General features: G+C 39.5%; 22 protein-coding genes. 13 read left to right on the top strand and 9 right to left on the bottom strand.

The genetic code is table 11. The annotated features are described in order from the left end of the window. The first annotated feature begins 390 nt into the window (after nucleotides 1-390). The 10 genes from ACO4R2_RS02885 to ACO4R2_RS02840 are packed head-to-tail and all read left to right on the top strand — an operon-like array spanning nucleotide 391 to nucleotide 8,798. A complete protein-coding gene (locus ACO4R2_RS02885) occupies nucleotides 391-1,440 on the top strand; it encodes a hypothetical protein (RefSeq protein ID WP_484769092.1) in 1,050 nt (349 codons plus the stop codon). Next, complete coding sequence (locus ACO4R2_RS02880) at nucleotides 1,433-2,965, top strand: hypothetical protein (protein ID WP_484769091.1); 1,533 nt, start codon at nucleotides 1,433-1,435, stop codon at nucleotides 2,963-2,965. The genes ACO4R2_RS02885 and ACO4R2_RS02880 overlap by 8 nt, the downstream gene beginning before the upstream one ends. Continuing rightward, on the top strand, nucleotides 2,938-3,975 hold the full coding sequence (locus ACO4R2_RS02875) for a nucleoid-associated protein (RefSeq protein ID WP_484769090.1): 1,038 nt from the start codon (nucleotides 2,938-2,940) through the stop codon (nucleotides 3,973-3,975). Before ACO4R2_RS02880 ends, ACO4R2_RS02875 begins: the two co-directional genes overlap by 28 nt. A gap of 47 nt (nucleotides 3,976-4,022) precedes the next feature. Further along, nucleotides 4,023-4,754 carry a DUF6088 family protein gene (locus ACO4R2_RS02870; protein ID WP_484769089.1) on the top strand — a complete coding sequence of 244 codons (732 nt, stop codon included), beginning with the start codon at nucleotides 4,023-4,025 and terminating at the stop codon, nucleotides 4,752-4,754. Next, nucleotides 4,739-5,713, top strand: coding sequence for a nucleotidyl transferase AbiEii/AbiGii toxin family protein (locus tag ACO4R2_RS02865; RefSeq protein WP_484769088.1), 975 nt, complete (start codon nucleotides 4,739-4,741; stop codon nucleotides 5,711-5,713). The genes ACO4R2_RS02870 and ACO4R2_RS02865 overlap by 16 nt, the downstream gene beginning before the upstream one ends. Continuing rightward, nucleotides 5,713-6,327: a DNA alkylation repair protein gene (locus ACO4R2_RS02860; protein WP_484769087.1), complete on the top strand. Its 615-nt coding sequence runs from the start codon at nucleotides 5,713-5,715 to the stop codon at nucleotides 6,325-6,327. The genes ACO4R2_RS02865 and ACO4R2_RS02860 overlap by 1 nt, the downstream gene beginning before the upstream one ends. Before the next feature lie 13 nt (nucleotides 6,328-6,340). Further along, nucleotides 6,341-6,934 (top strand): type 1 glutamine amidotransferase family protein, encoded by a 594-nt coding sequence (locus ACO4R2_RS02855; protein ID WP_484769086.1) that lies wholly within the window; start codon nucleotides 6,341-6,343, stop codon nucleotides 6,932-6,934. A 27-nt stretch (nucleotides 6,935-6,961) separates the two neighbouring features. Continuing rightward, nucleotides 6,962-7,369 carry an SRPBCC family protein gene (locus ACO4R2_RS02850; protein WP_484769085.1) on the top strand — a complete coding sequence of 136 codons (408 nt, stop codon included), beginning with the start codon at nucleotides 6,962-6,964 and terminating at the stop codon, nucleotides 7,367-7,369. A gap of 16 nt (nucleotides 7,370-7,385) precedes the next feature. After that, nucleotides 7,386-7,916 (top strand): HXXEE domain-containing protein, encoded by a 531-nt coding sequence (locus ACO4R2_RS02845; RefSeq protein ID WP_484769084.1) that lies wholly within the window; start codon nucleotides 7,386-7,388, stop codon nucleotides 7,914-7,916. 33 nt (nucleotides 7,917-7,949) lie between these two features. Further along, complete coding sequence (locus ACO4R2_RS02840; protein WP_484769083.1) at nucleotides 7,950-8,798, top strand: helix-turn-helix domain-containing protein; 849 nt, start codon at nucleotides 7,950-7,952, stop codon at nucleotides 8,796-8,798. 215 nt (nucleotides 8,799-9,013) lie between these two features. On the opposite strand, the gene tsf is transcribed toward ACO4R2_RS02840, so the two are convergent. The 6 genes from tsf to nagB form a co-directional block, all read right to left on the bottom strand. Next, nucleotides 9,014-10,015, bottom strand: coding sequence for a translation elongation factor Ts (gene tsf / locus ACO4R2_RS02835; RefSeq protein WP_484769082.1), 1,002 nt, complete (start codon nucleotides 10,013-10,015; stop codon nucleotides 9,014-9,016). 98 nt (nucleotides 10,016-10,113) lie between these two features. Further along, nucleotides 10,114-10,929: a 30S ribosomal protein S2 gene (gene rpsB / locus ACO4R2_RS02830; RefSeq protein ID WP_311491337.1), complete on the bottom strand. Its 816-nt coding sequence runs from the start codon at nucleotides 10,927-10,929 to the stop codon at nucleotides 10,114-10,116. A gap of 148 nt (nucleotides 10,930-11,077) precedes the next feature. Beyond that, a complete protein-coding gene (rpsI, locus tag ACO4R2_RS02825) occupies nucleotides 11,078-11,464 on the bottom strand; it encodes a 30S ribosomal protein S9 (RefSeq protein WP_009348205.1) in 387 nt (128 codons plus the stop codon). Nucleotides 11,465-11,472: 8 nt separating this feature from the next. After that, entirely contained in the window at nucleotides 11,473-11,934 is a 462-nt protein-coding gene (gene rplM, locus ACO4R2_RS02820; RefSeq protein WP_311491338.1) for a 50S ribosomal protein L13, read from the bottom strand. 385 nt (nucleotides 11,935-12,319) lie between these two features. Continuing rightward, the gene (locus ACO4R2_RS02815; RefSeq protein ID WP_311490281.1) at nucleotides 12,320-13,594 is read right to left on the bottom strand and encodes an anaerobic sulfatase-maturation protein; all 1,275 of its coding nucleotides are present in this window, start codon (nucleotides 13,592-13,594) and stop codon (nucleotides 12,320-12,322) included. Nucleotides 13,595-13,687: 93 nt separating this feature from the next. Next, a complete protein-coding gene (nagB, locus tag ACO4R2_RS02810) occupies nucleotides 13,688-14,482 on the bottom strand; it encodes a glucosamine-6-phosphate deaminase (protein WP_484769081.1) in 795 nt (264 codons plus the stop codon). Between the two features lie 487 nt (nucleotides 14,483-14,969). Between nagB and ACO4R2_RS02805 the strand changes: the two genes are divergently transcribed. After that, nucleotides 14,970-16,424, top strand: a complete 1,455-nt coding sequence (locus ACO4R2_RS02805) for a leucine-rich repeat domain-containing protein (RefSeq protein WP_484769080.1) — start codon at nucleotides 14,970-14,972, stop codon at nucleotides 16,422-16,424. A 12-nt stretch (nucleotides 16,425-16,436) separates the two neighbouring features. Continuing rightward, entirely contained in the window at nucleotides 16,437-19,061 is a 2,625-nt protein-coding gene (locus ACO4R2_RS02800) for a M60 family metallopeptidase (RefSeq protein ID WP_484769079.1), read from the top strand. Nucleotides 19,062-19,343: 282 nt separating this feature from the next. Here ACO4R2_RS02800 and ACO4R2_RS02795 read toward each other — a convergent pair whose 3' ends face one another. Next, nucleotides 19,344-20,561: an IS4 family transposase gene (locus ACO4R2_RS02795; protein WP_484768887.1), complete on the bottom strand. Its 1,218-nt coding sequence runs from the start codon at nucleotides 20,559-20,561 to the stop codon at nucleotides 19,344-19,346. Nucleotides 20,562-20,778: 217 nt separating this feature from the next. Here ACO4R2_RS02795 and ACO4R2_RS02790 point away from each other — a divergent pair, with 217 nt between their 5' ends. Continuing rightward, nucleotides 20,779-22,038 carry a DNA recombination protein RmuC gene (locus ACO4R2_RS02790; RefSeq protein ID WP_484769078.1) on the top strand — a complete coding sequence of 420 codons (1,260 nt, stop codon included), beginning with the start codon at nucleotides 20,779-20,781 and terminating at the stop codon, nucleotides 22,036-22,038. Between the two features lie 85 nt (nucleotides 22,039-22,123). On the opposite strand, the gene panD is transcribed toward ACO4R2_RS02790, so the two are convergent. Next, complete coding sequence (panD, locus tag ACO4R2_RS02785) at nucleotides 22,124-22,474, bottom strand: aspartate 1-decarboxylase (protein WP_315090155.1); 351 nt, start codon at nucleotides 22,472-22,474, stop codon at nucleotides 22,124-22,126. Nucleotides 22,475-22,479: 5 nt separating this feature from the next. Beyond that, nucleotides 22,480-23,331, bottom strand: a complete 852-nt coding sequence (panC, locus tag ACO4R2_RS02780; RefSeq protein ID WP_484769077.1) for a pantoate--beta-alanine ligase — start codon at nucleotides 23,329-23,331, stop codon at nucleotides 22,480-22,482. Nucleotides 23,332-23,443: the final 112 nt, after the last annotated feature.

Genomic DNA, 23,443 nt, shown 5'->3' with positions numbered 1-23,443 from the left:
AGAGGGTTTCAGCCTTATTTTTTTGACCTGTAAAACTTTTACCGGACAGCAATAATTATTACGATATTTTTTTGCACTTCCATACATGAAAGTGAAGAATTTTCACCGATGGGTGGTAGAAAAATACACCAAGAAGAAGCAAGCCTCAATCTCCCACAGTTATATGCATTGATAATTTAGAAAAAATCGTGTTTTCTTTGGTAAAAACACGAAAATATGTACCTTTGTAGTGGTTCAGAATATGAAGCTCAAAATAGCTTAGAACAATGGTGTAGCATTACAAATCATCACTCTTCGCTACGAGATTGATTCATTGATAAATTAAAGAAGCCATTATAATGATGGAAGTAGAAATTAACAGAAGAATATTGAAATTCAAGAGAAAAATATATGGATATTCAGTTTTATACTTTACTAAAAGTTGACAATACGGAAAATACAGTATCCTTAGAACATTTTGCCAATGCTCAGAATATTAAAGATTATATTTGGGATTTAATCACTAATTGTGTTGATAACGAGGGTGATAGAGAATATATTTTTGAGCCAACTTTGCAGACTACAAAAAATCATATTGATAACATTATTCAAAATAATAATAGAGCTGATGTGTGTAAATTATTGGCGGAAAAATTATTAGCCGTTGAGAATGAAACTAAAGAGAAAATAGCTCATTTAGGCAAAGAAATTCCAAAAGGAATCTTAATGATATCATTTGCAAAAATGACAGATACGGAATATAAATTTGTGATTACCAAAGCAGATTATTCGGAATTCTTGGAGGAATTAAGTGGCGATAAGAGAAGTGGATTACCTACTAAAAAGAAAATATTCAAGTCGTTTATTCTGAATGCTACATCTAATGGCAGAGAGGAATTTGAATATGGAAAAATAATAACATATGACGCCAATACTTCAACAAAAGCGGTGTATTGGTGGAAAACTTTTTTGGAATTAAGTGAGGTCCGAAATGATGAAAAAAACACAAAAACGGCATACGATGCTATTAAAAAGGAAATAATTAATCCATTGCGACGTAAACACAAGCAAGATTATTTATGTTTGCGAAATGCTACAATTGCTTATTTTAGAGCAAATGGTGATTTTGATATAAACCATTACAAAGATGTTATTATTGGAGATTATCAACCTTTCGATGATTCTTTGGATATCAATAAATTAAAAGATAAGATAGGAAAATTACCTAACAAACATAAGTTTGACAATACATTCCAAAAAACGCCACGTGTTGTAACTGATAAATTCAAAGATGTAATTCCGCTTACTAACGAAATTGAACTAAAACTAAAACAAGATATCTTAAATATTGAACGAATTATTAAACCACATAAAGATGAACAAGGAAATAGATACATTATGGTATTAAGTACCGATGGTTATCAATATGCAGAAGGATTAAAAAGAAATCAAAATGAATGATGTAGGTGATAATATTATTCAAGTGTTCTCAAGTTCTTTTGAATTAATTTCAAAACAGGAGACTTGTGATGAATTTATTGCAGAATATCAAGTAGGTGCTTTAAATCTCTCTTCGTCCGAAAATGATGTTATAGATAAGATTAATTTGCGTGATCAAATTGCCATTCACTTTTTTGAAATAGAAGAGATAGATTCCATTGATTATCTATCTTCAAATACAAATAGCTGGAGTGATTTTATATCTGAACTACAAATGAAGAATTTCCAACAAGGAAAGATTCAAATTCATATTGAAAAAAGAATACAAAACAATCAATTGTCTATATATAATATTGATTATTTTACAAAATACTTAGATACGCTTTCATTATCACAATTTATGGCTGTTCTTGATGAGCGTTTTACGACATCATTATTTTTTGAAGTTCAGGATAAATGTTATTCTGAATGGAGTACTAACTCGATAGCTTTCATTGCCCAAGATAGCAAATATAAAATATCTGGTGTAGGAAATATAAATAGAGATAATAGAATTAATGAAGCAAGAAATTTGTGCTATCATGAGATTGGAAAATACAAATTTCTACCAGAAGACTTGTTTTGTTCCCAATATGGTGAAAATCATCCTTTACAAAGTGCATTTATTAAGGCATGTATAATTTATACATTTAGTTTCATTTTTGACTATTCAATAATTAAAAATGACATTTACGAATATAAATTGAACGGATTTAGAACTTTAAGCTGGAAAATAAATGTAAAGCAATTATCAAGTATCAATGTGGATATAAACTCTTGTAAATTAATATATGAAATATATCAATGGCTCTATTTGGGTGGAAACAACAATGATAAAATAAATATTGCACGCAATATCATCTCACTTAATATAAACAAAGAATGCTTAAGCATTGATTCTTCTGTTTTTGAATCAATTCTGTCTAATTACAAGATATATGAAAAAGAAAATGTAAAACAATACCTTCAAGTAAGAAACAAATTATCTGAACTATTGATTGACCTCCAAGAGAAAATTTCTGCCATTGTAGATTCCTTCATTGGTGATTTCAAAAAAAACATACTAACACTAGTTTCGTTTTTTATTTCAGTGGTAGCAATTAGAGTTGTTTCTAAAGGTGATTTTGTGGGCGGATTTACAAATGAGATTATCGGATTATCTTTTGTGTTTTTGTTAGTTTCTATAGGTCTATTGCTTTATTCTCGCTGGGAATTAACAAAAAAAATAGACTTATACAACAAGCATTATCGCCAAATAAAAAATAGATACAAAGATGTTCTGAGCACTATTGAATTAGAAAGAATTTTTGAAGAATGTGATCCACAAAAAGATAACACTAATACCTCTTTCGTGTTAAAACAGAAAAAGATTTATTCTTGGCTGTGGTTTTTATCAATTTTATTACTCTTATTGTTTTTAGTTGCTGTTATATTAATAAATAATGATATTTCAATTTGTCGCATAATAAACAAAGTCATATGTTATACACTGAATATATTTCGATAAAGAATACCGCGTTACACGTAGTTGGGAATAAATTAAATCAGGATAATATCATATTGTCCAAGAATGGTATAAAAATTGATTCTAATATAGAAAAAATCCTCTCAAACTATTTCCTTCCCCCCTTAACTTCCGAAGGGTACTACCAACTCTACCACGAAAGTGATTTGATATTAAATGAGGTTTATACCTATGTTTCCAAGATTTTCGATGAGCCTGAGCAACTTTATGAACAATCAGTAAATCTGGCAAAACATTTGTATGAGCAAAGCACCCACCCTAAAATCAAAGGTGGTGAGTTTTATACTGTCTATTTTAAAGACTGTATATTAGACGGAGAAACTCTTGATGCGGTGGGTTTGTTCAAGTCGGAGAACAAGGATACTTTTTTGAAAGTATTGCGCGAAAATGGCAATTTCAACTTGGAGAGCGATAAGGGTATCAACATTAAAAAGCTGGACAAAGGTTGCCTTATTTTCAATAAGGACAGAGAAAACGGATATGTAGTTGCTGTGGTTGATAATACCAACAAGGGCGTAGAAGCTCAATATTGGATTGACGATTTCCTACATGTCCGCCAACGTAAAGACGAATACGCTAATACGCAAAATTTTATGGCGTTAGCAAAAAACTTTGTAACCAAAGAATTACCTAAGAAATTTGAAGTTTCCAAAGCAGACCAAATTGATTTGCTTAACAAGTCGTTAGATTTTTTCAAAGAGAAAGAAACTTTTGATATTAATGATTTTGCCCATGAAGTAATTGCTCAACCCGGAGTGATTGAAAGATTTCATCAGTATAAGCAGGAGTATGAGACCCAAAGTGATATCGTCATTGATAATCAGTTCGAAATTTCCGAATCTGCTTGTAAAAAGCAGCAACGTTCCTATAAACGGGTCATCAATTTAGACAAGAAAATCCAAATCGTCATTGCCGGTAATCGCCAAAACGTAGAACAGGGAGAAGATGAGCGTGGAAAATTTTACAAGGTATATTATAAAGATGAAGATTGAATTATGCGACAAAATACTCGTGTTTTTATCGGAATAAAAACGAATTTATGATCGAAAATATTTCAGAAATAGTAAGAAACAAAATAGAGAAAACGGATTATGGTGTCGTGTTTTCCGCAAGCGATTTTCTCGTTGAAGTTACCAAGCAAAAATCAGTAAACAAGGTCTTGGAAAACTTGACTAAAGCTGGTGAAATTAGACGTTTGTCGAAAGGACGATATTATAAAACAAAGATGACAGAGTTTGGCGAGCTTATGCCCTGCAGTTATCAGATTGTAAAGGACTTACTGGAAAAGAATGGCAAACTGATTGGTTATATTACAGGATATCAAATTTTTAATGAACTTGGATTGACTACACAGGTTTCTGCCATTTTGCAGATAGGGACTATCAAAGATAAGAAAAGTACAAAGCGCGGTTATTACAGAATAAAATTCGTGAAGCAGTGGAATATGATTACAAAAGAAAATATCCCTCTTTTGCAATTGCTTGATTGCCTTCGATTTTTCAAAAATATTCCTGACACTAATCCTATGGATAGCTGTAAAAAAATCTTGGGACTATTATCTAAGTTAAGTGAAATTCAACGCAATAAAATAAAAAAACTAGCATTAAAATACACACCACAGGCAATCGCTTTATTAGGAGCAATGCTTGAAGAGTTGAATCCGAACGAAGATGTTGAGATGTTGCAAAACTCTCTGAATTACCAGACATTCTACAACTTATCAATTCCGCAAGAAGTCTTGCCTAATCAAAAGAAATGGAATATAAGATGAAACTGCACGAAAATCAAACTCTGTTTGCCCAACTACTCAATTTTGCAGCAAACACCCTGAATATAAGACCAGAATTTATCGAGAAAGACTATTGGATTACTCGTGCGTTACAGAGAATGTCTCAAAATGTGAGTGCCGAGAAAGTAGTTTTCAAAGGAGGAACGTCCCTCTCTAAAGCATACCGTCTAACCAATCGCTTTTCTGAAGATATTGATATAGCAGTCATTGATGCGGATTCTTTTTCGGGGAATCAACTAAAAACATTCATCAAACGACTTGCTAAGGATATGTCAGCCGACCTAAACGAACTTGTCGTACCCAATGTTACAAGTAAAGGTTCCCGCTTCTACAAGGCAATTTATCAATATCCAAACTTGGTCGGACTAACTTCTTACGCTATGAAAGCAGGACAGATTCTAATTGAGGTCAATACTTATGCGAATCCATATCCATACATCAATAAGGAAATCAGTTCGTTTCTGACAGAATATCTTATAAATATTGGCAGAATAGATTTGATAGAACAATACAATTTGAAACATTTCTCAATCAATGTTTTAGACAAGCGGAGGACTATTGTAGAAAAATTGGTTTCACTATTTCGTTTCTCATTTGAGGCTGATACCATTAAATCTTTATCTTCGAAAATCCGTCATTTCTATGATTTATATTATTTGATCAACGATGATGAATGCTCTAATTATATTCAATCAGCGGATTTTAGAAATGATTTCCAAGAACTTTTTATACACGACCAACAACAATTTTCCGAACCTGAGGGTTGGTGTACAAAAACCGTCAAGGATTCCCCTTTATTCAAAGATTTTCAGGGAATATGGATGAAACTTAGTCCTAATTATCGGAAAGAATTAACGCCTTTGGCGTTTTCCGAAATTCCCAAAGAAATGTTGATAGCGGAAAATTTCATAAAGGTCTTAAATAATTTATTGATTCCGTAATGTGCATAGATAAAGTATTAAGTGATATTATAGCAATAGAGAATGGCTTTCTGCACATCCTTGATGGAGCTGATGGAACCCTTTCGACATACTCAAAGGAACAGTGCTTTGAATTTGCTCTTGAATTGTTTAAGCACGAAGCCTATCAAGCCCGAATGTTGGCAACAACGATATTGGGTAGATTAGCAATAACGAATAATGAAGCACTTTGTTTTCTGAAAGAACAAATAAGTACTGATGAAAATTGGCGTGTGCAGGAAATGCTTGCAAAAGCTTTTGATGAGGTTTGCAAACACAGAGGATGTGAAGCGTCTTTGCCACTCATCGAAGAATGGATAAATGACGATAATCCAAATGTTATCCGTGCTGTAACGGAGGGGTTAAGGATTTGGACAAGTCGCCCATACTTCAAAGAGAACCCATCGGTTGCCATTGCTCTAATCACTAAGCACAAGGCACACGAAAGCAAATATCTTAGGAAATCCGTTGGAAACGCTTTAAGGGATATAAGCAAGAAACACGCAGAATTGATACGGCAAGAGGTGGAGCAATGGGATTTATCCAATCCTCGAATTATGTTAACTTATAAACTTGCAGCGAAGTTGTTAAAGTAAAAAAGAAATATCAATGAAAAAGAAAGTATTATTTATCATATTGAATGAATACACAGATTGGGAGGGAGCGTTTCTCTCTACGGCTCTTCATGTGGGCGTGATACCTGGCGGTGAAATAAAATACGAAGTGCATATCGTTGCTCCGACATCGGACGCTGTCCGTTCAATCGGAGGTTTCAGAACGTTACCCGATTATTCTTTTGAGAATATGCCGAAAGATTATGCAGCCCTGGTGCTTATCGGTGGTAACCGTTGGGACTCATATGAAGCAGAACTTGTCGTACCATTGGTACAGGAGGCTTTGGATAAAGGTAAAATCATCGGGGCGATATGCAACGGTGCTTCATTCCTATGTTCACATGGTTTCTTGAACAACGTAAAACACACAGGCAACGGTCTCGACCAACTCAAAAAATGGGGCGGCCCCGGTTACACTAATGCGGAGAATTATGTGGAAGCACAAGCCGTTAGTGACAAGAACATCGTTACGGCAAATGGTGTGGGACATTTGGAGTTCACACGTGAAATGCTCCTGTTGCTGAAAGCCAACAGTCCCGAGCAGATTGACAAGTGGTACGATTTCTACAAAAACGGATTCGTGAGATAAAGTTATTTTTCTGAAATACTAAACCTTATGTTCGTAACGTCAGACATAAAAGCCACGTTTCCGTGCAATTTACAGAGCGTTTGGCAGGTTGTAACATCACTAACTGACTATTCGTGGAGAAGTGATGTTGAAAAGATAGAGGTCATATCGGACACGCAATTTGTAGAAATAACGAAGAGTGGATATAAGACAACTTTCACGGTAACAAGACAAGAACCTTTTTGTCTTTGGGAGTTTGACATGGAGAATGACAAAATGAAAGGACATTGGGTCGGTGTTTTCTTTGGCAATGAAAAGAATGCTACGATTGACTTTACAGAACGCATTGAGCCTAGGAAATGGTTTATGATTCCGTTTGTGAAGATTTATTTGAAATATCGGCAAGCCAAGTATGTCAGAGATTTAAGGAACGTGTTGAAAAGAGTACAGCCATAGATTTTTGGAAACCATTATGACGAAATTAGAATTGATAATGCAGCTTCTCCCTGTTGTGTTCATGATTCACGAATACGAAGAGATTATCATGTTCAGGCATTGGCTTGACAGAAATAGGGACGAATTGAAAAGTCGTTTCCCGAGATTCGAGCAGTTTCTTGCACACAAAGGACATTTTGATTATTCCACAGCCACATTTGCCATTGGGACAGCCCACGAGTTCATTCTGATTTCCCTCATTTCTTTCTGTGCCGTATGCTTGGATGCTTATCAATGGTGGTTCGCTGCATTTGCAGGGTATTCCCTCCACCTTATAGTACATCTTACTCAATGGGCAATATACCGAAAATATATACCTGTTATCATTACCACAATCTTGACTTTGCCTTATTGTGTCTATGCCTTTGTTGAATTGGCTAAGACTTCCATTCTATCTCCTTTGCGGATGTTCTTATGGTCAGTTGTTGGGATTATCCTTACAGTCCTTAGCTTACTCTCCGCTTTTTTCTTGATGAGCAAGTTTCAACAGTGGCAGGAGAAACATTGAGAGCGTATTGTCAATAATAAAGTAATAGAAAGAATGCCCCGATTACCCATCCATAGAAGTTCACAACTCACAGATTTAGGAGTATATCTGAAGACTGTTGTCTCTCGGACATCTGCATCTTCAGACAGATACGCCTTTTCTCATACCGACGATTATTATTCCTTTGGCTTCATAGAGGGTGGGCAATGCTGTCTGAATATTGATTTCGAGGAATACACTTTCGGGAAAGGAAGTCTGGCTATCATTCTACCCAGGCAGGTGCATCGTATCATCGACGCTTCCAATCTTTCTGCAAAATTTCTGGTTATCGACTCGGTATTGGTGGATAAGGAGGAAAAACGAACGCTTGAGAGATACGGTCGCCCTCAAATACAACTATCCGACATATCGGAACAGAAACTATTATTATCACTTCTTGACTGCAAACTGAGTGGCATGGAAAATCCATCTGCCAAAGCAGTCGTTCAGCGACTGACCACCGTCATTGTAGGGTTAGTCGTGGAGAACATTGTAAATGCAACGATAGCTCAATCCAAATTGCAGGGGACAGTGACCAGACACAAGGAAATAGTATGGGAATTTCGGGATTTGTTGGAAAGCAATATCCGAAGCAAACGTTCGCCATCATTCTATGCTGGGCGGTTGAACATTACCGTTGCCTACCTGAATGAAGCTGTAAATTCTGTTCTGGGGACAAGTGTGAGCCACCATATCCAAAACGAGATTATTTTGTTGGCTAAACGTCAATTGGTCTATACTACAGATTCCATCAAAGAGATTGCACATAGTTTAGGCTTTAACGATTACTCCTACTTCACACGGCTGTTTACCAAGGTTGCAGGCGTTTCTCCCACGCTCTTCAGAAGGACTTACCACGAATAGTGCTATCATTACCTTTTAGATCGAGGCCGAAAGGATGAGTGTTCGATTTAAGAAACTCATGAAAGGGAATTTCTTAAACCGAATTGAAGTTGATAAATCTTTGCGTAAAACCTTGTTATTCCACGATGCTTTTCCTTTTTGTGCGCAAATATTTTACATAAAAAGTGCAGGCAACTTCTAAGTTGCCTGCACTTTTTATGTAGTGTAGTGATAAATTATTCTGCGCTCAGAGTAAAGCGGCGGAAAGCTACAACTGTAAGATTCTTATCGCCACGTTGCAGATATTCCTGAACCGTAACAGTCTTATCATCAACGGGTAAGCAGTAGTCTTGGTTAAGGAGACAGCTCTGCTTATAGAACTTGTTCATACGACCGTTAGCGATATTTTGAATCATTGCTTCGGGAAGGTTTGCAGCTTTTTCTTCAGATGTTTCCTTCTTGATGCGACGGATATCTTCAGCTTGCTCTTCAGTAATTTCCTTCTTAGCAATACCTTCTGCAATGTGTTCCTCGTTCTCAGCAATGTAGAGGTTGTAACCAGCTTTTTTCAATGCAGCTTGAACAGCCTTTTCAACTAGTTCATCACGAGTTTTCTCAAGAGCAACTTTAAGTTCTTCATCACGAACATCAGCGGGGATATCCTGCTCGCTCAAAGAGAGAGGATTAGCAGCTGCAATGTGCAGTGCCAAACCATGGCCAATTTCCTCGTTGCTCTGATTGAGCTGAACGAGTGTGCAAAGACCGTTCTTATTCTGGTGATTGTAAGAATAGATATTTTCACCTTCGAGGAAGAAGTAACCATCAAGCTCAGTCTTTTCACCGGTTACACCAGCACGAGAAGTGATTGCGTCAGCAACAGTCTGGCCGTCAGCCAATGTAAGTGCATTAACTTCTTCTATGTTCTTAGCTTTAGCGGCGATAGCAGCATCGAGGATACTCTGAGTAAGGTCAATAGTGTCCTGGTTATTAGCAACGAAGTCTGTTTCGCACTTAACAGCAATCATAGCTGCAAAGCCGTCAGCAACTTTAACGAGTACGCAACCATTCGCAGTTTCGCGGTCAGAACGCTTAGCTGCAACAGCTTTACCTTTAGCGCGGATGATTTCTACAGAGGCGTTGATATCTCCGTTAGTTTCTTCGAGGGCTTTTTTGCAATCGCTCAAACCAGCGTTCGTCAACTTGCGGAGTTTCTTGATCAGTTCTATATTAACTGCCATAATTATATTGGTTTGTTTAAGGGAGATTATGAATAAAAGAGAGTTTAGGGTAAGGACATAATAGCGCTCACCCTAAACTCTATATTTGTAGTAAGAGTTTACTCTGCAGAAGCTTCAGTTTCAGCTGCTGCGGGAGCTTCTTCTTCCTTACGAGCACGAGCTGCGCGCTTGCGGGGAGCCTTTTCACCTTCCTGCTTTTCTGCAGCATCTTGATCTGCTTTTTCTGCCTTACGCTCTTCAAGACCTTCAGCAACAGCACCGCAAACAGCATCGAGGATAACAGAGATGCTGTCCTTTGCGTCGTCGTTAGCAGGGATTACATAGTCTACAGAGTTGGGATCAGAGTTAGTATCGACGATACCGAAAACAGGGATACCAAGACGTTGAGCTTCTTTGACTGCAATGTGTTCTTTCATCACATCGACAACAAAGAGGGCTGCCGGCAGACGAGTGAGGTCAACGATAGAACCGAGGTTCTTCTCGAGCTTTGCGCGCTGGCGGCTAATCTGAAGGATTTCGCGCTTTGAGAGGTTAGAGAAAGTACCATCGGCAGTAAGTTTGTCGATGTTGGCCATTTTCTTCACTGCTTTGCGGATTGTTGGGAAGTTGGTAAGCATACCGCCTGGCCAACGTTCAGCAACATAAGGCATGTTAACGCTAGCTGCCTTCTCGGCGATAACGTCTTTAGCTTGCTTCTTAGTAGCTACAAACAAAATCTTCTTACCGCTCTTAGCAATATTCTTGAGAGCTTCTGCAGCTTCATCAATTTTAGCTACAGTTTTGTGAAGATCGATAATATGAATACCGTTGCGCTCCATAAAAATGTAAGGAGCCATTGCGGGATTCCATTTGCGCTTGAGGTGACCGAAGTGACAGCCTGCCTCAAGAAGTGTTTCAAAATTTGTTCTTGACATGATGTGTTGTTTACTTTCTTTGTTAGTTGAGAGTGGTGGTCGAAAGACCACAACCCATGGATTTGTTCAACCAGCCATCGGGTAGACTTTTCTAAAGAAGTGTCCCGAAGGTTTAGATACTAAACGCCAATTCAGCAGACAATGCCGATTAACGTTTGCTGAACTGGAAGCGACGACGTGCTTTTGGCTGACCTGGCTTCTTACGTTCAACCTGACGAGGATCGCGAGTAACGAAACCTGCCTTGCGAAGAGCTGATTTGTCTTCAGGGTTGAGTTTGTAAAGTGCGCGAGCAATAGCAAGACGGAGTGCCTGGCTCTGACCAGTGAAACCGCCACCATCGATATTTGCCTTAATGTCATACTTCTCGAGAACTTCTAACAGCTGCAGAGGCTGCTTTACAACGAACTGCAGGATAGAGCTGGGGAAGTATTCCGTCAAATCGCGTTTGTTAATTGTGATTTTGCCAGTACCTTCAGTCAGGAAGACACGGGCTACAGCGCTCTTACGGCGACCTAATGCGTTAATTGTTTCCATTTACTGCTTTATTTATACTGGTTAATATCAATTTGCTTGGGGCTTTGAGCGTCGTGCTTGTGTTCGCTACCTGCATATACATACAGATTGTCAAGCACCTTAGCACCTAAGCGGTTCTTGGGGAGCATACCCTTTACAACGCGACGGAGAAGTTTGTCAGCACCGTTTGGCTTTGCAAGGATAGAAGCAGGGGTATTTTCACGCTGGCCACCAGGATAACCTGTGTAGCTATAGTAAATACGATCCGTCATCTTCTTACCTGTTAAGCGAACCTTGTCAGCATTGATGATAATAACATTGTCACCACAATCTACGTTCGGAGTGAAGTTTGGTTTGTACTTACCGCGAAGCAGTTTGGCAACTTTTGAACCGAGACGGCCTAAAACTTGGTCCGTTGCATCAACAACGATCCATTCTTTCTGTGCGGTCTCTTTGTTGGCAGAAATGGTCTTGTAACTTAAAGTGTCCATTTTTTGTTTGTTTGTAACTACTAATAATTAAAATCAGCGCCCGATGGTTCTATAGCTTGGTTAGCTGGCCAAAGCTGCGCAAGCGTAACCCTCTGACATACAGTGCTAAGACACTGCTTGATAATAATCGGCCCGCAAAAGTACAAATTTCTTATAATACAGCAAAGGTTTTGGCTTCTTTATTTAATTTTATTACTTCCAGTTAATATTGTTTATATGGCTATATATCATTTCTTTCTCGGATATTATCTTTCATCTGCGGTATCTTTCTACTAATGAAAAAAGGTAGTTTGTTGTCATGTTCTCACAATGGAGTTAGAAGTTTTGATAAAGTGTGCATAGAGGGTAACTCTGTATTTTTTTTAAAGTAAATAATCGGAGTTAATTATTTTAATCTGTACTGTGGCATTCCTTCTGCTATCCACTTCATTACCTTTGCCGGAGCTTCATCTTGCTGAAGTTGGTATTTCATATAATCCATATAAGGAGCAATATGTTCAAAGAATTTACGATAGCCGCTGCAAAGATAATTGAGTCCTGCGTTTCCATATTTGTCTTTCGTAAAGCGAAGGCGCGGACATTCTCCATGGCAGGCAAAGAGCCATTCACATTCTTTGCACTCCTGTGGTAGAGAGTCCTTTTTATCTGCTCCAAAAGCTTTTTGTTCTGGCGAATTGGTTATTTCGACAAGAGGTCGCTCATTTATATTTCCTATTTTGTATTCAGGGAAGACAAAATGATCGCAGGCGTAAACGTCACCATTAAATTCCATTGCAGTTGCATGTCCACAGGTTTCTGCCAGTGTACATATTCCCGGAGGTACTCCCATCCAGTTGGCCAAAGTAGCATCGAAGAGTTGTATATAGTATTCTCCTACATCATGTCGTACCCACTCATCAAAGATTTTGCAAAGAAAGTCTCCCCACTGTTCGGGTGTGATACTAAAATCCCATACTTCTGAACTTTCTTCTGTGGGAGAGGAGAGTTCGCGCCCATCTGAGTGTTGGAGTTTTCGCTCGACAATTGGAGTGAATTGTATGTAATGACAATGAATTTCTTTGAAAAAATGATAGAAGTCTAATGGGTAATCACCATTGAAATCGTTTACTACAGCGAGCGCGTTCCACTCTACATTATATTTGTTGAGTAGTTGTATTCCGCGTATCACCTGCTGCCACGTTGGTTTGCCCGATCGTGAACGCCGATACTCATCATGAAATTCTTGTGGTCCATCAATGCTTACGCCGACAAGAAAATTGTTGTTGCGGAAAAAGCGTGCCCACTCGTCAGTGATGAGGGTGGCGTTGGTTTGAATACAATTATCAATGTTTCTCCCATGTCCATATTTTCGTTGCAGTTCCAGCGCATGCTCGTAGAACTTGATTGGGCGCATAAGTGTTTCTCCGCCGTGCCAAGTGAACAGAACATTGGGAGTGGGTTGCATATCTATATACTGCTTAGTGAAGCGTTCGAGCAGATCTTCGTCCATGATTTGGTTTGCCACTTTGGGATAGAGTCTTTTTTTCTCAGTGTAGTAGCAATATTTACAAGCAAGATTACAGATAGAACCTGTTGGCTTTAACATCACGTATTGCGGTTGGATACTGATGGATTGCGGTTCGTTGCCTGAAATATTAAAGGGATCAGCAGTGTGCTTCATTGCGTAGAGTAGCTTGAGGAGAGGTGAATAAAAGCGGACTACAAGACCTTGGTCTTGTAATCCGTTGCTAGGGTTGAAAATGTAAAGAGAGAATTAGATGAGATAATCCTTTTCAACGTCTTTGAAGAAGCGGTAAGTACCATGTTTAATTTCTTCACAGGCAGCTTCGTCGCATACCACGATACCGTGGGGATGGAGTTGGAGAGAGGAAATGGTCCACATCTGAGTAACGGCACCTTCCACAGCTGCTTGCAGTGCACGAGATTTGTTGTGGCCATTGCAAAGAATTAGAACTTCTTTCGCACTCATGACTGTGCCGACACCAACAGTAAGAGCTAGCGAGGGTACATTTTCTGGTTTACCGCCAAAGAAGCGAGCATTGGCAATTCTAGTGTCTGTTGTGAGCGTTTTGATACGCGTACGGCTTGAAAGGCTAGAACCAGGTTCGTTGAAAGCGATATGTCCGTCAGGACCAATACCACCGATGAACAAATCAATACCGCCTGCATCCTTGATCATCTGCTCGTAACGAGCGCATTCTGCTTGTAAATTTTCTGCATTACCATTCAATATGTGAATATTCTCTTTCGGGCAGTCAATATGATCAAAGAGATTCTTCTTCATAAAGGTGTGATAGCTCTCAGGATGATCTTCTGGGAGGTTAACATATTCGTCCATATTGAAAGTCAGGACATTCTTGAAACTGATACGACCTTCCTTGTGAGCTTTAATAATTGCCTGATACATACCGATGGGGGAAGAACCAGTAGGAAGACCTAAAACAAATTTACGATCGTCAGTTGGATTGAATGCATTGATTTTGTTGACTACATATTCAGCTGCCCAGAGGGATAGCTTTTCGTAGTCTGGCTCGATAATTACTCGCATGATATTTTTATTTGAATGTTAGATTTTGTAGTTTAGAAGAATACCTCTTATTATAGGATTAGTGCAAAATTAAAGATTGTTTTTTGGAAAAAGTGGTAAAAGTGTTTTTTTTTTGATGTGCAGATGGCAGAATATGCCTAAAATGTTTACGATAATAGAAAAAGAATAAATCGGGAGCTTCATTCTCTCTTGCATTATAAAATTAATGTTGATGATGTTAATGGAGAGGCTAATGAATTAGTCGTTACTGATCGACTAAAGCTAGAGATGCTTGATTTTCATTTTGTAGATGTGATTATATTTAGTATGTATAGTTGCGTAATATGTAAACTTCTCTTGTTATTGTCTTTTTATACGTTGCTATATTGGAATCTGCAGTTAGCAAAGAAAAATATGAAGCTGGAAATTTCTCTAATAAGATATTTGGCTATCTTTGTTACCCAATTTAATAAATAACTATATATCAGACAATAATTCTAGCTTAATTATGAACCAAAAGAAACTTCTTGTGTGTGCAGTACTTTCCATGGGTAACTTTCTTTGTACGCACGCTCAAGATCAAGTGGTGAAGTTGACCACGAGCAAAGGCTCTGGAGCAGCACTAACCTTGGTCGTCAATCGTTCTGCCCAAAACGTGAGGGTGGACTGGGGCAATGGAATTCCCGTTGCCTATGAAGTGGCAAACACACCGTTACAAACTTTGACAGGAACAGTAAAAGGTCAAACTATTACGCTGACAAGTGCCGGCAAATTGACCACACTTATTTGTGAGGGACAAGAATTGACAGCGCTCGACGTAACTGGAGCAAACTCTCTTCAGTCACTCTATTGTCAGAACAATCGCTTGACGACGCTTGATGTTACACGTTTAAGTAAACTGACGGATATAGATGTTAGCGGAAATCAGATTTCAGCTCTGACACTGAGTGAGGCTAAGAATCCATTATTGGAGAATGTTAACCTTGCTAATAATGGAATGCAGCGTTTGAACAATGGTGGCAATTTTATTATTCGTACTGCTTCTTTGCAGCATATCAATGTGAGCGGCAATAACTTTACGGGTATTTATGTAACTTCTAATGTGAATTTAGATGCCTTACAGTGTGCTGGCAATAAATTTACTCGCCTTGATCTAAGTCGTGTTGGGTCATTGACGACTCTTGTTGCTAACGATAATAAATTGTCTAGCGTCACTATGGCTTCTTCTACTGGACTTCCAGAACTCCGACAACTCATCCTTGATAACAATGAGCTGGCAACATTGGATGTTCGCCAGAGTAGCCATCTTTATGATTTGTCGGTGTCCAACAATAATATGTCAAATCTGGTCATTCCTTCTATTAAATTAGGTTCGATGAATTGCGGAGGCAATGCGCTTTCGTTCCGCTCTCTCCCTGTATCACGCTTCCAACCTGCTACTGGATATTTTGCTTATACTCCACAGGCAGACTTGGACATTACCAGTAGATTGAAAAAAGCAGATAATGGCGCATATTATGTTGAGCAAAATGTGGACGGCTATAGCGCGCAGAATAATACTAAATATATTTTAGATCTTACTGACTACCGCAAGGATAGCGGTGGGGCTAATACCGTGAACTTCACTTTCTTTTCTGAAGATGAATCTGGCAATATAGCTGAACTAGAGAAAGCTTCAGCAGCTAAGCGTACTTTGGATTATACTGCTAGTAGCGGTAAGTTTACATTTATGACTCCCAAGAAAAAAGTATATGCAGTTCTTACGCAGCGCGATTATCCTGGCTTGAATATCAAAACTACTGTTTTTGCGGTGGGTAAGGATCAGACTACAGGTGTTGCTACTATTCAGGCTACAACGGATGCTTCAGCTGTTATCTACGACTTGCAGGGACGACGTGTAGCTACACCTGAAAATGGTACCTTATATATTATAAATGGAAAGAAAGTATTATACAATAAATAAAAGACAGTAGCAATGAAGAATATACGAAAAACAATGTTGACAGGTTTTGTTGCGATAAGTCTTTTAGCAGCAATTCCCTCCACGGCTCAGAGCACTCTGCCTACAGGGGCTTTGCCAATGATTGTGGCTCCTCACAATCAGACTCTCAATTATAAGGAACGCACTTTATGCTTCGATATCACAGCCAACGTAGACTATACCGCAACAAGTGATGTAGCCTGGGCCACTGTGACAAAGAGCCAGAATGGTATCTTTGTGCATGTGGATCAGAACTATTATGGTGAGAGCCGTATAGCTAATATAACTTTCAAAAGTACGACGACAGATCTTAGCCAAGTGCTGAAGCTGACACAGCAGGCAGATGCTAGTGCAAACGAACTTCCGCAAGATCCTGTTATTCGCCCAACAAATGTTACGGCCAATAATTCTATGTCGGGTCATTCCGCAAATCTGACTCTCGATAAGGATTATGCTTCTATTTGGCATACTGCTTGGGGAGCAGGTGGCTTTAATGTTACCGAATCAAATCCAGCTGTTTTGACTTATTCCTTCTCGGGCAACAATCAGATTGATTATATCAATTATGTTCCTCGTCAGGATAGCCAAACGAACGGTTCTTTTGAGAAGGTGCAAGTGTTGATTCGTCTTCAAGATGAAAGTGCTTTCATTCTATACAAGACGTTTAACTGGTCTGGTGACAACTCAGTTAAGCAAATATCCTTTGGAACTCCGCTCAAGAACGTTGCGCAGATTCAGTTCCGCGTATTGTCTGGCGCAGGCGGTTTTGCAAGTTGTGCTGAAATGGAGTTCCGTCAGCGTACTTCAATGTCAGCTTTTGATATCTTTACCGATGACCTCTATACAGCTTTGAAACCTGGTGTAACAGAAGCTCAAATTGATACGATTAGTGTACCTTTAATTCGTGCTCTGGCTCATCAGATTTACGATGGTACTTATTCAACAAAATATCGCGTAGCAGAATATCCTTGTTATAATTCTCCACGCTATTACAGCAAGCTTTGGAATGCTCCAGGTAAGTATTACGACCAACTTTCTGGCGTAACAGGTATCAATATCCCTTCTGGCTCAACTACAGCAGTGGTTGTGCGCGGTATACCAAGTGGTATGAATGTTACGTTGAAGGTTGTTGCATGGTACGAAGGAAAAGATGGGGGTAATTTTGATGGTGGTAACCCTATTACTTCTACTTTTGCTCTCAACAATGGTATCAATGTCATTAACTACACTTTTGGCTATGATGGTTTGGCTTATATCTGCTACACGGCAGAGGGCAACTCTTCTGATTATACCCCAATAAAGGCTCACTTTATCAATGGCCAGGTCAACGGCTATTTGAGTCCAGAGAAGACGAACGAAGAAATGCACGCACTGACAGGAAATGCAAAGAATATTTGTATGGATGTTGTTGGCAAACATGTTCACTCTGTCTGGACTTCTAAGGGGTTGCACAATTATTGTAAGTCAACAGATGGTACTAGTATAGGCTATCGTCAGTATATGAATGTACTTGATACACTCATTACTTGGGAGCAACGTTTGTTGGGCTTTGAGAAATACAATTCTCTGCCTAATCTCCGCACTATGGCTTATTCGAACTATACCTATTATATGTTCCAAGGCGGTTTCGGTGTAAGTTTCCACCACACTCAAGAGCGCCGCGTGCTTAATTGTAGAACGCTTGTCTACAATGATGAAGATGCAATCTGGGGTCTCTCTCATGAATGGGGACATCAGCACCAGATGTTGCCTTACTTCAACTGGGCTGGTATGTCGGAGGTTAGCAACAATATGAACTCCTATTATAATGTGATGCACATGGGGTATCCCTATGATCGTGAAGGTCAGTTCCGTAATTGGATAAACTTTGCCAATAATGTTGTACTGAACGATAACGCTTATGCTAGTGAAAGAAAAGTCAGTGAGCATCGTCGTCAGGCGTTCTTACATCAAGACGAAGTAAACTGGAACGCAGAATTACAAGATTTCACAAGAACAATGGGGGCCGATTCTGTTATAACGGCTTGCAGCGTAGACGCTACGCGCGGTTGGGCATTGCAGGATTTAGGCGTAAACCATGCGCTTGCTCCGCTTGTTGACCTCTACAATTATTTCTCTGAGAATGGTTTCCCTGATATTGCTCCGGATTGGTATGAAAGTCTGCGTCAGTCTGACAATGCAGAAGGTTCTAAGATTGAAAAGCAGAATGGTCTCGACAAATATGAATTGTTGGCATCTGCTCAGAATGGAAGTAATGTGAAATGGAATGCCTATAAGATAGCTTATCCCACATCGGTTTGGACAACCCATAATTTTGTGGCTCCATCTCGCGGTTGGTATAGCAATAGCGTGCCATTTATTTTCAACTACATCCGCAAGGTGAGCCGTTTGACAGGCTATAATCTCACTCCGTTCTTTGAAAAGTGGGGCTTCCTACGTCAGGTAAGTATGCGTGTGGGCGACTATGGTGATAAATGGTATATCCTCACACCGTCTATGTATGATGAATTTATTCAGGATATGAATGCTCTCGGTTTGCAGGAATGCAATGCAGAAATGATTCGGACAATTTCAACTTATAAGGGTAAGCGCTTTGCGCGCCCTACATTTCCTAACTAAATAGGTGGAATATGTTTATATTTTATCCCCGGCTTTCAGAGTCGGGGATTTTTATTTTTAGTCGTAGCTGTTTTCTGTGTCTTCGCAGATAGTTCAGTGTCGAGATTATCCTTATTATATCAGCGAATACAATAAGGATGTCAGCTGATATCCTTATTGCATTTTGAAACGCTATAAGGATATTTTTTATTGCTGTCCGGTAAACTTCCAAACGGCACAAGAAAGCTTCCCGAAGCCCTTTAGAATAGGACTTCGGGGTTTCATTTTCAAAAAGCAAGCCCCCTAATCAAATAATGATGGTTCCGAGGGTGGGGATTTAGCTCTTTCAGCCCAAATTGCACACTCATCCTTTTGGGGATCTTCCATGAAAGCGATGAAATTGGTGTAATACATGAGCGTCAATCTAAGCATGGTTACGATTTGAGAAAAAGAAACGTGTCTTTTAATCATTCTGGACAGTACTGTGCACAAGAGATTGGCAATGAGTACCACCCAGGTTTGTATCTGGATGGCATTCACGCTCTCACCATAGAAAAAGTGCAAAGGAAAATTCTGTTTCAGTTGTTTATAGAGAGTTTCTATAGCCCACCTTCGTTTGTAGATTTCAGCAAGTTCCTCAACCGATAGTTCAAAATTATTAGTCAGTAACGTCACCGACTTACGAGAGTTATTACTCCATAGCTCTACGCATCGGGCTTCGTGCCTTACCTTCTCTTTCTCAAAAAGAATGTGTTTGTCGATATGAGTGACCAAACCATCACGAGAAACATAGGCTGTAGAAGCCAATTCCTGGTAGTTGAGGTTTTTCTTCATCTTAGTCACATAGCAGACACCTTCTTCCGTAAGCCTTTGAAACTGTGCATAGTCTATATAGGCTCTATCCATTGCCAAGGTGGAATCTTGGGGCAGGTGCACCTTTTTGAGAAGATAATGATCGTGTTTGGCAGCAGAGGTCAGTTCTACCACCATAGGTACACCTACTTGGTACTTCATAATGGTGTGTACCTTCATTCCGCCTTTCTTCTTCCCGCTTTTGGGATGTCGGCCTACTCCCTTGAGAATGTTGTCAAAGAGCGTGATAGTGGTAGAATCTATCATATAAAGCTGCTTCTCCCACGCTTTTTGACAGCCCACAGGTCGGCTGTCCGCTAAAAATGGAGTGTAGCGTTCCAACAGGGAGGCATAAACCTTGGCAAAGAACTCTTGTGGACGCCGCTGGTTGGCTTCTGCAAGCGTACTGCGACGGACAACGTAGTCAAGACCCAAATGGGAGAGTTTCATGGTCTCGGCTTTCATTCCAATCTCCAATTCACGCAGAGAATCAAAGTGTTTGAGAACACCAAAGAGCATAATGATGAGGTGTTTCCAGCCTGTCAAACGCTTCACATAGCGTTCGCTCCCTAGCGTTTCAAGACTAATTTGTTGAATTTTGGCTTTATCCAGCAATTTTATGACCTGACTATAGACCGGCTGTCCGGTAAAATATGTACTTTTGCTCATGTTACTAGCGTTTTTTTTGCAACAAGCAAAGTAACAAAAGAGGCTGAAATCCTGCAAGAGGGTTTCAGCCTTATTTTTTTGACCTGTAAAACTTTTACCGGACAGCAATAGATATTTTTATACGCTTTTGGAGAGAGTGGGATTTCGGCTTTGTCGTACCCGAAAACTGGAGAGAAACGAAAGGTGATATGTACTGTTTTTTTTCTAACTTCGCAATATGGAAGTAATATTGTATATAGTAATAGGTGTGGCACTTGGAATGGCCATTGCCTATGTGCTACTTCAGAAAAGACTGATGCAGCTAAATTTAGAACTGAGGCAGAAAGCGACAGAGCTCCATCTGCTTCGTGAACAAACAGATAAGGAGGCTAAGTTGCGAGCAGAGAAGCTAACAGAACAGATGAATGCCACAAAAGAGCAAATGACTAATTTGGCGCAACAACTGTTAGAGCGTAATGCGGAAAAACTGAAGTCGAAAAATTCAGATTCAATTGGTCAGATTACGCAACCTTTGAAAGAAGCCATTGGAGAGATGCGGCGAGAACTTACTCAAAACCGTGAAACATCAGCTGCTAATTCGGCTACATTTCAAGAACAACTCCGACAGATGCTTGAGAGCAACGAGCGAGTGGGGGAGAAAGCTGCGAATTTAGCTCAAGCTTTGCGTGGAGATAATAAGGCACAAGGAAATTGGGGGGAGGTGATTCTCGGTAATTTACTCTCATGTCAGGGACTGCGCGAAGGGATTGATTATGATTTACAAACTCGCTTGCGTGATGATTTGGGACAAGATCTAAAAAATATCGATACAGGTGCATCGATGCAACCCGATGCGATTTTGCATTATCCCCATGAGCAAGATGTTATTATAGATGCAAAAGTTTCGCTCAAAGCTTATGACGATTATGTGAATGCACAGAGCGAAGAAGAACGTACAGCTGCATTGGCGGCCCATGTGAGGAGCATACGTGATCAGTATCAGCGTTTATCGAAGAAAGATTATAGTAGTTATGTTCAGGCTCCCCGCAAGTCAATAGAATTTGTGGTGATGTTTGTTCCAAATGAGAGTGCGCTACAGCTGGCTTTGACTGCTGACTCCAAACTATGGTATGATGCTTTCGACCATAAAGTGTTGATTGCTGGTGAGTTGAATCTGATGGCGATATTGCGTATCATTCAGATTGTTTGGCGGCAATATCAGCAAGCGGAGAATCAGCAGCGAGTTTTTCATATCGCAGAGGAGTTGTTGGATAGATTGGGTGATTTCTTGAAGCGTTATCAGAAGCTTGGAGATGCTTTGCGCAATTCGCTGAAAGCATACGAAGATGCAGAGAAAAAAGTTTTCTCAGGCCGACAGAGTGTTGTTCGAAAAGGCAACGAACTGAAAGCTCTCGGTGCGAAAGAGAATCCGAATCGCCCTATACCTTCAGAGCGTGAAGATATGGATCTATTGGAGCAAGAGGAAGAGATAGTTTAACATCTATCCTTTTTATATATGGATAAAATAAAAGCACTACTCACTGATTGTGGGTAGTGCTTTTGTCTTATAATGAAGCTTCTGTTTATTTCAAGAGTTGGTTATTTTCATCAGGGAAAATAACAATTGGTTTGTGGGATTTAGCTTCTTCGGGAGTAAAGCCAGCATAGCACATGATAATGACAGCGTCGCCTACTTGAAACTTGCGGGCGGCAGCTCCATTCAGACAGATACAGCCACTTTTGCGTGGACCAGGGATAACGTATGTTTCAATGCGCTCTCCATTATTGTTGTTGACGACATGCACATGTTCGTTTGGCAGAATACCTGTCGCATCCATCAAATCTTCATCGATGGTTATACTACCCATATAGTGCAGATTGGCCTCTGTAACTGTGGCACAATGTATCTTTGCTTTCAGAAGATCTAGAACCATAAAATTTATCCTTTATATTTGATGTTATCAATGAGCCGGATTGGTTTCTTACCACAATATACAGTGATGCATCCTTGAATTTCAGTAGCATCAGTCCATGTTTGTACATTTTGTAGCGTATGCGCATTGACGATTTCGAAGTATTCCACATTCAGTCCGTCTAACTCATTAAGAGTATTAACAACAAAGTCGTGTGTTTCTCCTACACAATGGTTTTGTGCATAGTCAACGCTGATAAAGAGAACCCTAGATATGTTTACTGCCAGCTTTCGTTCTTTTTCTGTCAATAAAGTATTACGACTGCTTAGGGCTAATCCACTTTCTTCACGAACAATAGGGCAAGGGCAAAGTTCTACGGGGATATGTAGATCTTCAATCATTGCACGAACAACTGCTATTTGCTGGAAGTCTTTTTCTCCAAAATAAGCACGATGAGGTTTTACCATATCAAATAGCTTACTTACTATCTGACACACACCATTGAAATGGCCTGGGCGGCGAGGACCTTCCATTACGCTTGTAATAGGGGGATAATCGAAATGGCGAGTGTCTGGTTCTGGGTAAATTTCTTCTGCATTGGGTGCGAAGACATAATCCGCTCCGATGCTTTCCAATAGTTGTGCATCAGCTTCCAGAGTGCGGGGATAGTTAGCTAAATCGTTTTTATCGTTGAATTGTGTGGGATTAACAAAAACACTAACAACGGTAATGTCGTTTTCCTTAACAGAGCGAGATACAAGAGAGGCATGTCCTGTATGTAAAGCACCCATTGTGGGAACAAGACCAATGGTCTTGCCTGCTGTGCGCTCCTGTTCTAGGAGATCCGTAAGTTCCTTTACGGTTTTTGCAATATACATCTTTAGTTTGTGTTTTGAGTTGTGGCATTCTTTGAAAAACACCCTAAATTTTCGAGGCGTAAAATTACGGTAAACTGATAGAAAAAACAAATTCCCTTATTCTAAACATACT

This window comes from Alloprevotella sp. (assembly GCF_057240785.1).
This window is presented reverse-complemented; position numbering and strand designations above follow the sequence as displayed.

Coding starts and splice junctions, on each gene's coding strand:
- ACO4R2_RS02885 (WP_484769092.1), top strand. CDS start 391: ATGGATATTCAGTTTTATACTTTACTAAAAGTTGACAATACGGAAAAT.
- ACO4R2_RS02880 (WP_484769091.1), top strand. CDS start 1,433: ATGAATGATGTAGGTGATAATATTATTCAAGTGTTCTCAAGTTCTTTT.
- ACO4R2_RS02875 (WP_484769090.1), top strand. CDS start 2,938: ATGTTATACACTGAATATATTTCGATAAAGAATACCGCGTTACACGTA.
- ACO4R2_RS02870 (WP_484769089.1), top strand. CDS start 4,023: ATGATCGAAAATATTTCAGAAATAGTAAGAAACAAAATAGAGAAAACG.
- ACO4R2_RS02865 (WP_484769088.1), top strand. CDS start 4,739: ATGGAATATAAGATGAAACTGCACGAAAATCAAACTCTGTTTGCCCAA.
- ACO4R2_RS02860 (WP_484769087.1), top strand. CDS start 5,713: ATGTGCATAGATAAAGTATTAAGTGATATTATAGCAATAGAGAATGGC.
- ACO4R2_RS02855 (WP_484769086.1), top strand. CDS start 6,341: ATGAAAAAGAAAGTATTATTTATCATATTGAATGAATACACAGATTGG.
- ACO4R2_RS02850 (WP_484769085.1), top strand. CDS start 6,962: ATGTTCGTAACGTCAGACATAAAAGCCACGTTTCCGTGCAATTTACAG.
- ACO4R2_RS02845 (WP_484769084.1), top strand. CDS start 7,386: ATGACGAAATTAGAATTGATAATGCAGCTTCTCCCTGTTGTGTTCATG.
- ACO4R2_RS02840 (WP_484769083.1), top strand. CDS start 7,950: ATGCCCCGATTACCCATCCATAGAAGTTCACAACTCACAGATTTAGGA.
- tsf (WP_484769082.1), bottom strand. CDS start 10,015: ATGGCAGTTAATATAGAACTGATCAAGAAACTCCGCAAGTTGACGAAC.
- rpsB (WP_311491337.1), bottom strand. CDS start 10,929: ATGTCAAGAACAAATTTTGAAACACTTCTTGAGGCAGGCTGTCACTTC.
- rpsI (WP_009348205.1), bottom strand. CDS start 11,464: ATGGAAACAATTAACGCATTAGGTCGCCGTAAGAGCGCTGTAGCCCGT.
- rplM (WP_311491338.1), bottom strand. CDS start 11,934: ATGGACACTTTAAGTTACAAGACCATTTCTGCCAACAAAGAGACCGCA.
- ACO4R2_RS02815 (WP_311490281.1), bottom strand. CDS start 13,594: ATGAAGCACACTGCTGATCCCTTTAATATTTCAGGCAACGAACCGCAA.
- nagB (WP_484769081.1), bottom strand. CDS start 14,482: ATGCGAGTAATTATCGAGCCAGACTACGAAAAGCTATCCCTCTGGGCA.
- ACO4R2_RS02805 (WP_484769080.1), top strand. CDS start 14,970: ATGAACCAAAAGAAACTTCTTGTGTGTGCAGTACTTTCCATGGGTAAC.
- ACO4R2_RS02800 (WP_484769079.1), top strand. CDS start 16,437: ATGAAGAATATACGAAAAACAATGTTGACAGGTTTTGTTGCGATAAGT.
- ACO4R2_RS02795 (WP_484768887.1), bottom strand. CDS start 20,561: ATGAGCAAAAGTACATATTTTACCGGACAGCCGGTCTATAGTCAGGTC.
- ACO4R2_RS02790 (WP_484769078.1), top strand. CDS start 20,779: ATGGAAGTAATATTGTATATAGTAATAGGTGTGGCACTTGGAATGGCC.
- panD (WP_315090155.1), bottom strand. CDS start 22,474: ATGGTTCTAGATCTTCTGAAAGCAAAGATACATTGTGCCACAGTTACA.
- panC (WP_484769077.1), bottom strand. CDS start 23,331: ATGTATATTGCAAAAACCGTAAAGGAACTTACGGATCTCCTAGAACAG.